Genomic DNA, 15,284 nt, shown 5'->3' with positions numbered 1-15,284 from the left:
GCGCGGATGCCTTCATCCCGCGCACCCGCTGCCCGCCCGCACCGCGCGGCCACCCCGCGCACCATCAACGCCAACGGCGCACGGGCGGCATACCCCGCAGCAGGAGGTCCACATGGCGGTCATCGTGTACATGACGGCTCCGAACCCGGAAGAAGCCGAGCGCATCGGTCGCATTCTGGTGGAACGCCGCCTTGCCGCGTGCGTCAACGTGCTGGGGTCCATCCGGTCCATCTACCACTGGGCGGGCGACATCCAGACCGAAACCGAAACCGCGTTCATCGCCAAGACCACCGACGCCCTCGTACCCGCCCTGACCGAGGCGGTACTGCAACTGCACCCCTACGAAGTGCCCTGTGTGGCAACCCTGCCCATCACAGGCGGCAGCGCCGCCTTTCTCGGCTGGATCGACGAAGTAACCCGCAAGGAGCCCTAGCATGTCCATCTACGTTTCCGGGTCCATCGCCTACGACCGCATCATGAATTTCCCCGGCAAGTTCGCGGACCATATCCTGCCGGAAAAGATACACATCCTGAACGTGTGTTTCCTTATCGACCGGCTGGAGGAAAAACGCGGCGGCACGGCGGGCAACATTGCCTACAGCCTGGCCCTGCTGGGCGAAAAACCGCACATCCTGTGCTGCGTGGGCAAGGACTTCGACCGCTACGCAGAGGAACTGGACAAGCTGGGCCTGCCGCAGGACGGCATCCGCAGGCGGGACGACCAGTTCACCGCCGGGGCCTACATCACCACCGACCAGAGCGACAACCAGATCACCGGCTTCAACCCGGCGGCCATGCGCTTTCCGTGCGAGTACCCCTTCCCCGCGCTGGACGCCAAGGCGGACATCGCCATCGTCTCGCCCGGCAACGTGGACGACATGGTGGGCCTGCCGCGCATGTTCCGCGAACGCGGGGTGCGCTACATCTTCGACCCCGGCCAGCAGATTCCCGCCCTGTCCGGCGACCAGTTGTACGAGGCCATCTGCGGCGCGCACATGCTGGTCACCAACGACTACGAGCTGGAAATGATCATGAAGGCCACGGGCCGCACCAAGGCGGAACTGCTGGAACGTACCGGCTGGATCATCACCACCATGTCCGAACACGGGTCGCGCATCGACAACGGCAGCCCGGTGCTGGTGCCCGCCGTCAAGGCCGACCGGGTGCTGGACCCCACCGGCGCGGGCGACGCCTACCGCGCGGGGCTCATCAAGGGTCTGGTGGACGGCAAGGACGTGACCGAGGCCGCCCGCATGGGCGCCACCTGCGCCAGCTTCTGCGTGGAGCACTACGGCACCCAGGAACATGCCTTCACGCCGGAGCAGTTTGCGGCGCGGCACACGGCGGCATTCGGCAACTAGCCCCTCGCGCACACGACATATCCGCAACGAAAAGCGCCGCCGGGTTCCTTCGGGAATCCGGCGGCGTTCATGTTCGCAAAGGGCAGGACACAACACGGTGGGGGGCAACTAGCCGAAGAGTTTCTCCGGCGGCCTGCGCTCCGGCACGATGTCGTGGGGAATCTCGTCGTCGTTCCAGGCCTGCGACACGTACAGCCCGCAGAAGCAGGCCCCGTATTCCTTCACGTCGTCCTCGCGGTACACGCAGGGACAGACGATGTCGCGGTCCTTCTCGAACTCGCCAAGGGACAGGCGGCAGGGACAGGCCATGTACCCGTAACGTTGCCTGTTCACCAGCAGGCTTTCCAGCAGGGGCATGGTCATATCCATGTCCTTGTTGAAGAAGTAGCCCTTGGGCTCCTGAATCTTGCGCAGCATGTCATGCAGCGCCTGCGGGGTTGCGGGGCCGCTCATAGGTGCAGGGCCTCCTTGATGTCTTCCTTGTGGAATCCCACGATGACGCGGCCATTGCCGCAGACCAGCGTGGGAAAGGACAGCTTGGGGTTGTGGGCGCGTATTTCTTCCAGCACCGCCTTGCGCTCGTCGCCTTCCAGCTGATCCACGAACACGCACTTGTAGTCCACGCCATGCTCTTCAAGATACTGCTTGGTATTCTTGCAGTGCACGCAGGTGGACAGGGCGAACAGTTTCACTTCGTTGGAATCGTCGGACATGATGCATACCTCGTTCGGCGTGCGCGCCGCAACGTTCAGTGGAATGGAGATGAGGTGCCGCGAACCGCTGGAGCATCCTAGCAGCAGCCCCCCGGTGTGACAATCTGTGCGGGGACCCGGATGGACTGCCCGGTGAAACCGCGCAATGCCACCGCAGGAAGCCGCCCGCCGCTACGCGACTGGCCGCCCGGCCACCGCGTCGGCGATGAGCGAGGCCAGTCGCCGCACGGTGGCGGCAAGGTCTGGGTGCTCCTCAAGGGCGCCGTCCACGCGGATGCCGTAGCGTTCGTCCCGCAGGGGGCGGCGCGCGCCGTCTCCACCGGGGTGCCCGGAACCGTCGCGGTCGCCCAGCAGCACCGTGAGCGCGTTGTGGGTGACCACGATGGTGCGTCCGCCGACTTCAACGGTCAGGGTGTCGCCGGCGTCCCGCAGGTCGAAGCGCTGGTCCTCGGGCAGTTCCTCGCGCATTTCGGCAAGGGCGGCGGCCACGGGGCGCAACCGTTCGCTGGCCACGTCGCGCAGCCGCTCGGACATGCCCGCAGCACTTTCGCCCACGGCCCGGCGGCGAGAAAGCTCCTCGCGCAGCACTTCGCGCGGGTTCTCCGGCCTGGTCCGCCACACGTAGCGCAACAGCAGGTAAATCAGCAGGACGAACAGGCCGCCCAGAATCAAGCCGCGTATCATGCCATACTCCATGCCGCGAAAGGTGCGTCGTGCGCAAGTGGGTGCCTGCGCGGGGAGGGCCTTGCGCCCCCCTGCAACGCCGTTCAACCGGTCCGGCGTGCCCGCAGGTACCCCGCCCCGCCACGGCCCATCCGCCCACCCGAACAGCACGAAACCCGCAAACCGTTGCGGGGCGCGGACTGCCGGGGCGACGGCCAGTTTACCCTTGACATCTTTCTTAACGTCTTCCTATGACTTACGTAACTGGAAAGCCATCGGCAAGGCCCGGCGGCGCGTTCCGGTACTGTCACGATTCCCGCGCGGAACGGTTGTCAACCGCCACCGCGCCCCTGCAACCCTCAACCCGCATCGCCGCCCTAAAACCGGACGATACGCCACACGACACGGGGGAAAAGGCCCGACAGCGCACAGCGGCGCACAGCGCACCCGCGCGACAACGCAACTGCGGCAGGCACCACAGCCACGGCAAGGCACGGAGCACACGGGGCAACGCCCCTGGCAGCGGCAACACCACCCGCCGCACCGCGCACTGCCTGACACATGCCGCACGAACGGCGCAGACGCACCACGCCACAGGGACGACGCCCCGCACGAGAAAGCACGAACGGAACACGGTTTTGTTGGCGGCATCACGCATTCATGGACACTGCGCCCTGCCCGGCAGGGATCTTATCTCCACAACCATCAGGAACAAGGGAGACGGATTATGTCCAAGGCGTTGGAGACCCAAAGAACCTATGCTCTCGTAGGAACCGGAGGTTGCGGTAAGACCTCGCTCGCCGAAATGCTACTGTATCAGGCGGGCGTGGTCGGCCGCCTCGGCAAAATCGAGGAGGGCACCACCGCCCTCGACTTCGAACCGGAAGAAACCAAGCGGCGCGGTTCCATCCAGCCCTCGGTGGCCACCCTGCAACGCAACGGTTCCCGCCACTTCCTGCTCGACATCCCCGGCGACAACAACTTCATCGGCGACATCGGCTACCTGCTTTCAGGTGTCGATGCCGCCGTTTTCGTCATTGACGCGGTGGACGGCGTGCGGCCGCTCACCCGCAAGTTGTGGCAGTCGGTGCGGGCCGCCGGGCTGCCCGCCGCCGTGTTCATCAACAAGGTGGACCGCGACCGGGCCGACTTCGAGATGGCCTTCTCCGGCCTTTCCGCCATTCTCGGCATGCGGCCCGTGCTGCTGTACATGCCCATCGGCCAGCAGGCCGATTTCAAGGGGCTGGTGGACGTGCTGGCGGGCAAGGCGCTGTTCTTCGGCGCCGACGGCAAGGTGACCGAAGGCGAGATTCCCGCCGACATGGCCGACGACGTGGCCGCCCTGCGCGAAACCACCATCGAGAACATTGCCGAGGCCGACGAAACCCTGATGGAAAAATACCTCGAAGAGGGCGAACTGACCCCCGAGGAAATGGCCATGGGCCTGCAAAAGGGCGTGCTGTCCGGCGACCTGGTGCCCGTGGTGGCTGGCGCCGCCATGGAAAACAAGGGCGGCGCGCAACTGCTCGACACCATCGACAGGCTGCTGCCCTCGCCCCTGCAACGCGCCGCCTGGCTGGACGCGGACGGCAAGGAACGGGCCAGCGGCCCCGACGCCCCCGCCGCGTGTTTCGTGTTCAAGACCCTGGCAGACCCCTTCGCGGGGCAGCTCAGCCTGATCCGGGTGCTTTCGGGTACCGTCTCCACCGAATCCACCCTCAAGAACATGACCACGGGCGAGCCGGAACGCCTCGGCTCGCTGCTGTACCTTACCGGCAAGACCCAGACCCCCTGCAAGGACGCGCTGGGGCCCGGCGCCGTGGTGGCCGTGGCCAAGCTGAAGGGCACCCGCACCGGCGACACCCTGTGCGACGAAAAGAACCCCTTCGCGCTGCCCAAACCGGCCATGCCGCCGCAGTTGATCACCTATGCACTCGCCCCCAAGGAAAAAGGCGACGAAGACAAGGTGTTCACCGCCGTGCACAAGTTGCTGGACGAGGACATCACCCTGCGCCTGGCCCGCGACGAGGAAACCGGCGACATCCTGCTCTCCGGCATGGGCCAGTTGCACATCGAACTTTCCGTCGAAAAGGCCAAGCGCCGCTACAAGACAGAAATCCTGCTCAAGACGCCCAAGGTGCCCTATCGCGAGACCGTGCGCGGCAAGGCCCAGGTGCAGGGGCGGCACAAGAAGCAGTCCGGCGGACGCGGCCAGTTCGGCGACTGCTGGATCGAAATGGAAGGGCTGCCGCGCGGTTCCGGCTACGTGTTCGAGGATGCGGTGGTGGGCGGCTCCATCCCCCGCCAGTACATCCCCGCCGTGGACAAGGGCGTGCAGGAGGCCGCCGCCCGCGGGTACCTTGCCGGGTGCCCGGTGGTGGACTTCAAGGTGAAGCTGTACGACGGCAGCTACCACACGGTGGATTCTTCGGAAATGGCGTTCAAGATCGCGGGTTCGCTGGCCTTCAAGAAGGCCATGGAACTGATGAAGCCCACCCTGCTCGAACCCATCGTGCTGCTGACTGTTTCCGTGCCCGACGAATACATGGGCGACGTCATCGGCGACCTGTCGTCGCGGCGCGGCAAGGTGCTGGGCTCCGACTCGCAGGTGGGCATCACCGAGATCAAGGCCCACGTGCCCATGAGCGAAGTGCTGCGCTACGCGCCCGACCTGCGCTCCATGACCGGCGGGCAGGGCGTGTTCACCATGGAATTCGACCACTACGAGGAAGCGCCGCCGCCGGTGGCCGAAAAGGTCATCGCCGACTACAGGAAGGAACGCGGCGAGGAATAGCCGCGCCGGTTCCTGCCGTGGCCTGACCAGACCTGCACACGATCGCGCCGCCTCCGGGGTTCCAGGGGCGGCGCTTGCGCTGCGGCAAGCGGGAAGCAAGACCGCAACGGCATGCGGCCCCCCCCAACCGGGCAGGAGGCCTGACCGGCGGGTACACAGCCCTACACTTTTGCATTCTGCATGCAAAACGGTTGACCCATTCCTTGGCCCCGGCTAGGGTCAACGCATGAAGCTTCCCACGCCCCTCCCCCCCACCGCCGTCGCACCCGTTCCCGGCAACCTTGCCGTCATCCGGCACGAGAACCTCGACGAAAAGGTCTACGACCGCATCCGGGCCATGATCGCCGACGGCGTGCTGGCCCCCGGCCAGCGGGTGGCGCAGGAGACGCTGGCAACGTGCCTTGGCGTCAGCCGCACGCCGCTGGTCAACGCGCTGAAACGCCTTGCGCAGGACGGGCTGTTGCGGGCCATTCCCCGCCGGGGGTTCCGGGTGCGCGAACTGTCCACGCTGGAACTGGTGCAGTTGTTCGAACTGCGCGAGCGGCTGGAGCCGCTGGCGGCGGAACTGGCCGCCCTGCGCATCACCCCGGACGAGGCGGACCGCATGGCCGACGAATGGCGGGCCATGGCCAGCCAGCCGGACACGCCGGAGGCGCACCAGACCTACATTGAACGCGACAGGGCCTTTCACCGGCGGTTGGCCGAGCTTTCCGGCAACCCGTTCCTGCGCGCGGCCATGGACCCGGTGAGCATGCTGGCCGCCGCCTACCTGCACGGCACCCCCCGCCCGTGGGAAGACACCGTGCCCGACCATCTGGCCGTCATCGATGGACTGCGCCGGGGCGATCCGGCGGCCAGCGGAGCAGCCATGCGCAACCACATCGCGCCGTCGCTGGCGGCGTTGCGGCTGGCGCTGGCAGAAGCCGACGCGCCGGACGGGCCGATTTCGTCGCAAGCGCCGACCTCGACATCGCTCCCGTCACCGGGCGCGTCACCGGGCGCATCACCGGGCGCATCACCGGCCCCGTCGCCAGAACATGTTGACGACGACAGCCACGAGCCGCCCAAGGCCGCCTGAAACAACCTGCCCGCACCCCGCACCCGGCACCCGGACACAACGCCAGGGAACTCGCGAATGCGACGCCAGTCCGGTACGGGGCACCCCACCGCCCCACACCCGGCAACCGCCCGCAATGTTCCGCCCCTGCAACCGCCGCCTCTCCATCCACAAGGAGTGACCATGCCGAGATTCGCCGCCAACCTGACCATGCTGTTCACCGAACTGCCGTTCACCGAACGCTTCGCCGCCGCGCGCTCGGCGGGCTTCGACGCGGTGGAATACCTGTTCCCCTACGACCACGCCCCGGAAACGCTGGCCGCACTGCTGCGCGACAACGCACTGACCCAGGTGCTGTTCAACCTGCCCGCAGGCGACTGGGCCGCCGGAGAACGCGGCATAGCCGCCCTGCCGGGGCGCGAGGCGGAATTCCGCGCCGGGGTGGACCGCGCCGTCGTCTATGCCAAGGCCCTTGGCGTGTCCCGGCTGAACTGCCTTGCGGGCAAGGTGCCGGGCAACGACCCCACCGCCGCGCAAGCCGCGTGGGCCACCCTGGTGGACAACGTGCGCTTCGCCGCCGACCGGCTGGCAGAATCCGGGCTGGTGCTGCTGGTGGAATTCATCAACCGCAAGGACATTCCCGGCTTCTTCCTGCACTCCACCGCGCAGGTGCTGCGCCTGCTGGACGAGGTGGGCCGCCCCAACGTGCTGTTGCAGTACGACGTCTACCACGCCCAGCGAGAGGAAGGCGAACTGGCCGCCACCCTGCGCGCCCACATGGACCGCATCGGGCACGTCCAGATCGCGGATACGCCGGGCCGTCACCAGCCCGGCACCGGCGAGATCAACTACCCCTTCCTGTTCGCCGAACTGGACCGCCTGGGATACGCCGGGCACATCGGGCTGGAATACGTGCCCGCGCCCGGCACGCTGGCCTCGCTGGACTGGATGCTTCCGTACACCATGCAGGCATGAGCCTGCGCAAACACCCTGCAAGACAAGGAACCCATGCGCACCAAACCCACCCACGGGGGCATGACCGGCGTGCAGCACGCGCAGCGTCGCGATGCCGCCGGACCGCCGCTGCCCGGCCTGCCCCCTCCTGCAACCACGGACCGCGCCTGACGGCGCACGCCAACCTCAACAGGGATTCGACATGTTCGAGCTTTCATCGAAACGGACCGATGCGCTGCTGCCCACCGACATTCTGTTCCAGACGGGATACTGGGCACAGGTAAAGGCCCGGTTGGGCTACACGCCAAAGGCGTTCGACCTGGCCGCCACCGATCGCAACGGCGACGTGCTGGTGCTGCTGCAACCCATGGGGCGCGGTCGCGCCCTGGCCTACGTGCCGCAAGGGCCGGAGCACGCCCCCGCCGAGGACGACTACGGTCCGTTCCTCGAAGATCTTTCCGAAGCACTGGCCCGCAGCCTTGGCCCGTCCGTGGCGTTCATCCGCTACGACCTGCCGTGGGCCTCGCCCTATGCCGCCGACATGCGGGAACACGGCAGCAATGCCTATCCGGAACCGCGCATCCGCGAGATGCGCATGAACATGGGCACCCGCAACTGGAACCTGCGCAAGGCTTACCGCGACATGACCGTGGCCAGTTCGCTGGTGGTGGACCTGGCCGGCACGGAGCAGGACATTCTGGCGCGCATGAAGCCCAAGACCCGGTACAACATCGGCCTTGCGGACCGGAAGGACGTGCGGGTGGACCTGGCCCCGCCGGACATGCTGCCGGTGTTCCACAGGTTGTACCGCCAGACCGCCCTGCGCAACGGCTTTGCCCCATGCGGGTACGAGCAGTTCCAGGCACTGTTCCGCGCCCGCCTGCGCAGCCTGAACCCTGCAAGGGCGGCACATGCCGCACCGCCGCATCCTGCCCGGACGGATTGGCATGCGTGGCGCGAGTGGGCTGGCGCGGCGGACCGCACGGAAGCCGCGCGCCCCGCCTGCACAGCCGCCCCGTCCGCCACACTCCATGAAGCCGAGCTGCTGTTCCTGCTGGCCCGCCACGATACGGACGTGCTGGCCGGGGCCATCGTGGCCCTGTGCGGGACCACGGCGCATTTCCTGTACGGGGCCTCGTCCAACCACAAGCGCGAGTGCATGGCCCCCTATGCCATGCACTGGAAGGGCATGCGACTGGCCCGCCTGCGCGGCTGCACCGCCTACGACATGGGTGCGGTGCCGCCGGGGCTGGACCCGGCCCACCCCTTCCACGGGCTGCACCGCTTCAAGACCGGGTTCGGTGGCCGCGTGGAACTGCGCAGCGGCTCGTGGGACTACCCCATCGACCACGCCGTGCACCGCGATTTCTGCAACCTTGAAAGCCTGGAACGCCACAGGCCGTCCTGATTCCAGACGCCGTAAACCGCGCAACACCGCAGGGCCGCCGCAACGCGCGGCGGCCCCCGCCACCTGAAAGGAGCACGCCATGCAACGCATCGGATTCATTGGGCTAGGCATCATGGGCGCCCCCATGTGCCGCAACCTGCTCAAGGCCGGGTTTCCGGTAACCGCCCACACCCGCAACGGCGACAAACTGCGGGCCATGGCCGCAGAGGGCGCGGCGGCGGCGGAAAGCCCCGCCGCCGTGGCCGCCGCGTCGGACGTGGTCATCACCATGCTGCCCAACTCGCCCGAGGTGCGCGCGGTGGTGCTTGGCCCCGGCGGCATAGCGGAAGGCGCGGCCCCCGGTTGCATCGTGGCGGACATGAGCTCCATCGCCCCGCTGGCCAGCCGCGAGATCGCTGCGGAACTGGCCGCAAAATCCATCCGCATGCTGGACGCCCCGGTAAGCGGCGGCGAGCCCAAGGCCATCGACGGCACCCTGTCGGTGATGGTGGGCGGCGCGCAGGAAGACTTCGACGCCTGCCTGCCGGTGTTCAAGGCCATGGCCGCTTCCGTGGTGCGCGTGGGCGAAGTGGGCGCGGGCAACGTGGCCAAGCTGGCCAACCAGATCGTGGTGGCGGGCAACATCGCGGCCATGTCCGAGGCGCTGGTGCTGGCCACCCGCGCCGGGGCGGACCCGGACCTGGTCTACCAGGCCATCCGGGGCGGCCTTGCGGGCAGCACCGTACTGGACGCCAAGGCCCCGCTGGTCATGGACGGCAGGTTCACCCCCGGCTTCCGCATCCGCCTGCATGCCAAGGATCTGGGCAACGTGCTGGAAACCTCGCACGCATTGCACGCCCCGCTGCCGCTGACCGCGCAACTGATGGAAGTGATGCAGGGCCTGATGGCCGACGGGCTGGGTGACGCCGACCACGGCGCGCTGATCCGCCACTGGGAAAAGCTGGCCGGGGTGGAGGTGCGCCGCAACAAGCCTTCCTAGCAGCAGTTTCCGGGTGGCATTTTTCCCATTTGGGGATGCACCTGAAGACGCAACGCAGGCGGGGCCGTTGCCCATCTGTTGAACATTCGTTGTTCACTGCCGACGCGAAATTATCATGCCCCGCAACCTTATGCCGCGCCGCCCATCGGGTGGCGCGGCCTTCGTTTCGTCGTGCCCACCCGCACCGTTACGCCAAGCGGGCCGCACGGTGTATTGCGCGCACCGGCCACGGTTCCCAATGGCGCAGGCCCACCGCGCAAGCCGCACCGCCGCCCCTTCCGTCGACTGTTCGGCCAAACGGTACGGGCCGGTGTGCGTGTCGCATCCCCTTGTGAGAGCCGTCTTTTTGCGATAGCAAGAGGGACTGCCCCGTGCCCTTTCGCACCAACACCAGACGCGCAACCAGAGTGGAGCCCTCGCATGGCGGACCAGACCCCGCACCTGACCATCACCCCCCTTGGCGGACTCGGAGAGATCGGCCTGAACTGCCAGATCTGGTCCACGCCAGACTCCATGGTCCTGGTGGACTGCGGCCTGATGTTCCCCGAAGACTATCACCTTGGCGTGGACGTGGTGATTCCGCGCTTCGACCATGTGTTGCAGAACCGCCACCGGGTGCGCGGCATCGTGCTGACCCACGCGCACGAGGACCACATAGGCGCGCTGCCGTGGCTGATGCCCCACCTGAAGGCCCCCATTTACGGGTCGCGCTTCACCCTGGCCCTGGTGGAACACAAGCTGCGCGAACACGGCCTGGCCGACCGCGTGGAACTGGTGCCCGTCTCGCCGGACGCGCCGCTGGTGCTCGGCGACATGACCTTCCGCTTTCTGCCCGTGTGCCATTCCATCATCGAAGGGTACGCCCTGGCCGTGGAAACCCCGGCTGGCCGCGTGGTGCACACCGGCGACTTCAAGATCGACCCCAACCCCCTGTCCGGCCCCGGCACCGATCTTGCGCTGTTCCGCGACTTTGCCGGGGACGAGGGCGTGCGCCTGCTGCTGTCCGACTCCACCAACATCGAGCGTGACGGCCAGTCGCTGGGCGAACGCGAGATCATGGACACCTTCCGCCAGTTGTTCGACGAGGCGGAAGGCCGCATCGTGGTCACACTGTTTTCCAGCCACATCCAGCGCATCCAGGAAGTGTTCGACCTTGCCAGCGAATTCGGGCGCAAGGTGGTGGTCAGCGGCCGCAGCCTGATGAACAACATAGAGATAGCGCGCAACCTGGGATTTCTGCGGGCAGAGGCGGGCATGATCCTGGACGCCGTGACCATGCCCCCCATGGCCGACCGCGACCTGGTGCTGCTGGTCACCGGTTCGCAGGGCGAGCCGCTGTCGGCCCTTTCGCGCATCATCATGGGCGAGCACAAGCAGTTGTGCATCCACCGGGGCGACACGGTGGTCATGTCCTCGCGCTTCATTCCCGGCAACGCGCGGGCCATCACCAAGCTGATCAACGAACTGTACCGGCTGGGCGCGGAAGTCTACTACGACAAGGTGCGCTCCATCCACGCATCGGGCCACGCCCACCGGGACGAACTGCGCGCCATGATCGAGGCGGTGCGCCCCCGCTACTTCGTGCCGGTGCACGGCGAATACCGGCACCTGGTCAAGCACTGCCGCCTGGCGCAGGAATGCGGCGTGGCGCAGGAACGCACCATCATCCTTGAGAACGGCGACCCCATCACCCTCACCCCGGACAGCGTGCGCTTCGAAGAGCACGTGCCGGTGGAGTTCATTCTTGTGGACGGCAAGGGCGTGGGCGACGTTGGCCATTCGGTGCTGAAGGAACGGCACATCCTGGGCGGCGAGGGCATGGTCATCGTGGTGCTGGTGGTGGACGACACCGGCTGGGAAGTGCTGCACGGCCCGGAAATGCTGTCCAAGGGCTTCGTGTTCGAGCAGCACTACAACCACGTGCTCGAAGACGCCAAGTGCATCGTGCTGGACATCTTCGAGAACATCCCCCCCGGCGAGACGGAACGGCTGCAGGACCGCATCCGCTCGTCGCTGCGGCGGTTCTTCCGCAAGGTGCTGGAGCGCGACCCCATCGTGGTGCCCGTGATCACCACCATCTGATCGACCGCAGGGTGCCGCGCGGCCCCGGCAACGGCTTTTCCGGCCCTTTCGGAAAAGGCGGCTACCCCTTTCCGAAACTGACGGCGCCCGATTTCGGGCATTGACGATGCAACGCGGCGGGTGCGCCCGCCGGAGCGGAGCGGCCACATGCGCGTGGTACGGGTGCAATACAAGGGCAGCGTGTTCTTTGGCGCGTTGCAGGACGACGGCGTGGTGTGCCTGAACCACCAACTGGGGCTGAAAGACCCCATCCCGCTGGCGGACCTTGCCATCCTGCCGGTGGTGGCCCCGTCCAAGATCATCTGCGCGGGCATGAACTACCGCGACCACGCGGCGGAAATCGGCTTTCCCGTGCCGGACGAGCCGGTGTTCTTCCTGAAGGCGCCCACCGCCGTCATCGGCAGCGGCCAGCCCATCCTGGTGCCGCAGGGCGTGGGCCGGGTGGACTACGAGGGCGAACTGGCGCTCGTCGTCGGACGGCAATGCCGCAACATTTCTCCGGATGCCGTGCCCGCGCACGTCTTCGGCTATACCTGCGCCAACGACGTCACCGCCCGCGACCTGCAACGCCGCGACGGCCTGTTCGGCCGCTGCAAGGGCTACGACACCTTCTGCCCCGTGGGGCCGTGGATAGAAACCGACCTGCCCGACACCGCCAACCTGGCCGTGCGCACCCTGGTCAACGGCGAGGTGCGCCAGCAGGGCAACACCGCCGACATGCTGTTCACCCCCAACGAGATGGTCAGCGCCATATCCCGCGTCATGACCCTGCTGCCCGGCGACCTCATCCTTACCGGCACCCCCGTGGGCGTGGGGCCCATCGTGCCCGGCGACGAGGTGCGCGTGGAAATCGAAAAGGTGGGCCTTTTGATCAACCCCGTGCTGGCCGCCCCGGATGCGGACGAGCATGCCGAGGTGCCGTTGCAGTAGGCGGGGCCGCCCCCCGCGCCCGAACGAATGCTGGCCGCCCCCGCCCCGCCAGGGGCGGTGTTTCTAAATGAGAATTTTCGTTCGTTGGCAAGGAAAGCGAGCCTGCCATGAGGGAGTATGCGGCAGCCGTTATGCGAGTCTTCGAGCATTGCCCTAGCCGTTGGTGAGCGAAGCGAACCTTACTGATAGGGACCGCAGCGCGCGGATGGCGACCGCATCGCGCTCCTATCGTATTCGACCGAGCCTTAGCCGTCAGGGGAGCTTGTGAACCTCACGGATAAGGACAGCAAAGCTATGGCAGGCGAAGCTTGACCGCGTTGCGCTCGATGCCCGTAACACTCGCAAGCTCGCGTAACGGGCACGCTTCGCGCCCTTCGGGTCGGTCAGCCAACGGGCGAAAAGACCATTTGGACGCATCCCCAGTGCTTGCCATCCGCCACAATCTGGCGTATGCAGTCCTGCCTTTTACACCAAGCACACTCCGGTTTCGGCCCGGGGTGCCCGCCACGCCTTACGCGGCGCGGGTTGAAGGGCCATGGCCGGTGTGGAAGAAAAAACCCGCAAGGAGTTCTGAAATGGCTTATGTTTCCATGAAGCAGATGCTGGAAACCGGCGTACACTTCGGTCACCAGACCCGTCGCTGGAACCCCAAGATGCGCCCCTTCATCTTCGGCGCGCGCAACGGCATCCATATCATCGACCTGCAGCAGACCGTTAAACTGTTCCGCACCGCCCACGACAAGGTTGTTGACACCGTGGTCAACGGCGGCAAGGTCGTGTTCATCGGCACCAAGCGTCAGGCTCAGGAAGCCGTGGCCGTGGAAGCCGGCCGCGCCGGGCATTTCTACGTGACCAACCGCTGGATGGGCGGCACGCTGACCAACTTCACCACCATCCAGAAGAGCATCGACCGTCTGAAGAAGCTTGAGGCCATGTTCGCCGACGGCACCGTCAACAAGTACCAGAAGAAGGAAATCCTGCGCATGCAGCGCGAGATGGACAAGCTGCTGGCCACCCTTGGCGGTATCAAGGAAATGGACCGCCTGCCCCAGCTCGCCTTCATCGTGGACCCGCACCGCGAAGACATCGCCGTGAAGGAATGCCGCAAGCTCGGCATCCCCATCGTGGCCGTTACCGATACCAACTGCGATCCCGACCTGATCGACTTCGTCATTCCCGGCAACGATGACGCCATCCGCGCCATCAAGCTCTTCGTGGCCGCCATCGCCGACGCCTGCATGGAAGGCGACGCCATGCGCAAGGAACGCAAGGGCAAGGACGCCGAGGAAGAACTGAAGAAGGCCGCCGCGCCCAAGGCCGAAGCCGCCCCCGCCGCCCCCGCCGCTGAAGCCGCTCCCGCCGCCGAAGCCGCCGCCGAGTAACCAGACCTCCACGACATCTCAGGGAGACCGCACAATGGCAATTACCGCCCAGATGGTTAAGGAACTGCGCGAAAAGACCGGCGCCGGCATGATGGACTGCAAGAAGGCCCTGGAAGAAAACGGCGGCAGCCTCGAAAAGGCCGTCGACTGGCTGCGCCAGAAGGGCCTTTCCAAGGCCGCCAAGAAGGCTGGCCGCGCCACCTCCGAAGGCGTCATCGGCAACTACATCCACTCCACCGGCAAGATCGCCGTGCTCGTGGAAGTGAAGTGCGAAACCGACTTCGTGGCCCGCAACGAGAAGTTCCAGGAATTCGCCAAGAACGTGGCCATGCAGATCGCGGCCAACAACCCCGCCGCCGTGGACGCCGAGTCCGTGGACCCCGCCGTCATCGAGCGCGAGCGCGAGGTTTACCGCCAGAAGGCCCGTGAAGAAGGCAAGCCCGAGAACATCATCGAGAAGATCGTTGAAGGCGGCATCAAGAAGTTCTACAAGGAGATCTGCCTCCTGGAACAGCCGTACATCCGCGACGACAAGATGACCATCCGCGACCTGCTGAACGACGTCATCGCCACTCTGGGCGAAAACGTCACCATCGGTCGCTTCGTCCGCATGCAGCTGGGCGCGGAAGAAGCCTAGCCGCAGGACGGAACGCCGCCATGCCGCACGGATGCAAGCGCACCGCTACCGGCATGCAGCAGACCGTGCATGCATCATGAAAGAAAGGGGGGTCGCAAGGCCCCCTTTTTCGCGGGCTGCACCTTGGGGATGGTTTGGGGTATGATCCACAACGGCAGCAGCGCGGGCGGGGCGCACATGGCGCCGCCACATACCGAGCCCTCCGGCTGCCCCGCCGCCGCGAGGCCCCACGGGACGGGGTTTCGTCCCCCTGGCGCGCGCCGCGCGCCCCACGCACAGCAGGCCCCGCGCGCGTTCGGCACAGCGCCACGCCGCCCGGCCCCG

At 66.6% G+C, this 15,284-nt stretch carries 14 protein-coding genes; 11 read left to right on the top strand and 3 right to left on the bottom strand.

Annotated features, from left to right (window positions below):
• Together cutA and FVW20_RS12060 are read left to right on the top strand one after the other, a co-directional pair.
• The coding region (gene cutA / locus FVW20_RS12065; RefSeq protein WP_372434991.1) for a divalent-cation tolerance protein CutA at positions 1-433 on the top strand (433 nt) is incomplete at its 5' end.
• 1 nt (position 434) lies between these two features.
• Positions 435-1,361, top strand: a complete 927-nt coding sequence (locus tag FVW20_RS12060; protein ID WP_196609809.1) for a carbohydrate kinase family protein — start codon at positions 435-437, stop codon at positions 1,359-1,361.
• Between the two features lie 108 nt (positions 1,362-1,469).
• Here FVW20_RS12060 and FVW20_RS12055 read toward each other — a convergent pair whose 3' ends face one another.
• From FVW20_RS12055 to FVW20_RS12045, 3 genes are all read right to left on the bottom strand, one after another.
• Positions 1,470-1,814: a ferredoxin-thioredoxin reductase catalytic domain-containing protein gene (locus FVW20_RS12055; protein ID WP_196609808.1), complete on the bottom strand. Its 345-nt coding sequence runs from the start codon at positions 1,812-1,814 to the stop codon at positions 1,470-1,472.
• A complete protein-coding gene (locus FVW20_RS12050; protein ID WP_015946553.1) occupies positions 1,811-2,074 on the bottom strand; it encodes a glutaredoxin family protein in 264 nt (87 codons plus the stop codon). The genes FVW20_RS12055 and FVW20_RS12050 overlap by 4 nt, the downstream gene beginning before the upstream one ends.
• A 171-nt stretch (positions 2,075-2,245) precedes the next feature.
• Positions 2,246-2,758, bottom strand: coding sequence for a hypothetical protein (locus tag FVW20_RS12045; RefSeq protein WP_196609807.1), 513 nt, complete (start codon positions 2,756-2,758; stop codon positions 2,246-2,248).
• Positions 2,759-3,464: 706 nt separating this feature from the next.
• Between FVW20_RS12045 and fusA the strand changes: the two genes are divergently transcribed.
• From fusA to tsf, 9 genes are all read left to right on the top strand, one after another.
• The gene (fusA, locus tag FVW20_RS12040) at positions 3,465-5,531 is read left to right on the top strand and encodes an elongation factor G (protein WP_196609806.1); all 2,067 of its coding nucleotides are present in this window, start codon (positions 3,465-3,467) and stop codon (positions 5,529-5,531) included.
• A gap of 226 nt (positions 5,532-5,757) precedes the next feature.
• Positions 5,758-6,609: a GntR family transcriptional regulator gene (locus FVW20_RS12035; protein ID WP_196609805.1), complete on the top strand. Its 852-nt coding sequence runs from the start codon at positions 5,758-5,760 to the stop codon at positions 6,607-6,609.
• 162 nt (positions 6,610-6,771) lie between these two features.
• Positions 6,772-7,563: a hydroxypyruvate isomerase gene (hyi, locus tag FVW20_RS12030; RefSeq protein WP_196609804.1), complete on the top strand. Its 792-nt coding sequence runs from the start codon at positions 6,772-6,774 to the stop codon at positions 7,561-7,563.
• Positions 7,564-7,744: 181 nt separating this feature from the next.
• On the top strand, positions 7,745-8,950 hold the full coding sequence (locus tag FVW20_RS12025; protein ID WP_196609803.1) for a lipid II:glycine glycyltransferase FemX: 1,206 nt from the start codon (positions 7,745-7,747) through the stop codon (positions 8,948-8,950).
• A gap of 79 nt (positions 8,951-9,029) precedes the next feature.
• On the top strand, positions 9,030-9,929 hold the full coding sequence (garR, locus tag FVW20_RS12020) for a 2-hydroxy-3-oxopropionate reductase (protein ID WP_196609802.1): 900 nt from the start codon (positions 9,030-9,032) through the stop codon (positions 9,927-9,929).
• A 420-nt stretch (positions 9,930-10,349) separates the two neighbouring features.
• Entirely contained in the window at positions 10,350-12,011 is a 1,662-nt protein-coding gene (locus FVW20_RS12015; protein WP_015946546.1) for a ribonuclease J, read from the top strand.
• A 147-nt stretch (positions 12,012-12,158) separates the two neighbouring features.
• Entirely contained in the window at positions 12,159-12,941 is a 783-nt protein-coding gene (locus FVW20_RS12010; RefSeq protein ID WP_196609801.1) for a fumarylacetoacetate hydrolase family protein, read from the top strand.
• A gap of 575 nt (positions 12,942-13,516) precedes the next feature.
• Positions 13,517-14,323, top strand: coding sequence for a 30S ribosomal protein S2 (rpsB, locus tag FVW20_RS12005; protein ID WP_196609800.1), 807 nt, complete (start codon positions 13,517-13,519; stop codon positions 14,321-14,323).
• Between the two features lie 34 nt (positions 14,324-14,357).
• On the top strand, positions 14,358-14,960 hold the full coding sequence (gene tsf / locus FVW20_RS12000) for a translation elongation factor Ts (RefSeq protein WP_167123647.1): 603 nt from the start codon (positions 14,358-14,360) through the stop codon (positions 14,958-14,960).
• The last annotated feature ends 324 nt before the right edge of the window (positions 14,961-15,284 follow it).

Source organism: Nitratidesulfovibrio oxamicus, assembly GCF_015731765.1.
Classification (GTDB): Bacteria; Desulfobacterota; Desulfovibrionia; order Desulfovibrionales; family Desulfovibrionaceae; genus Cupidesulfovibrio; species Cupidesulfovibrio oxamicus.
Note: the sequence above shows the minus strand (reverse complement) of the source record. Positions and strands in the feature narration are given on the sequence as shown.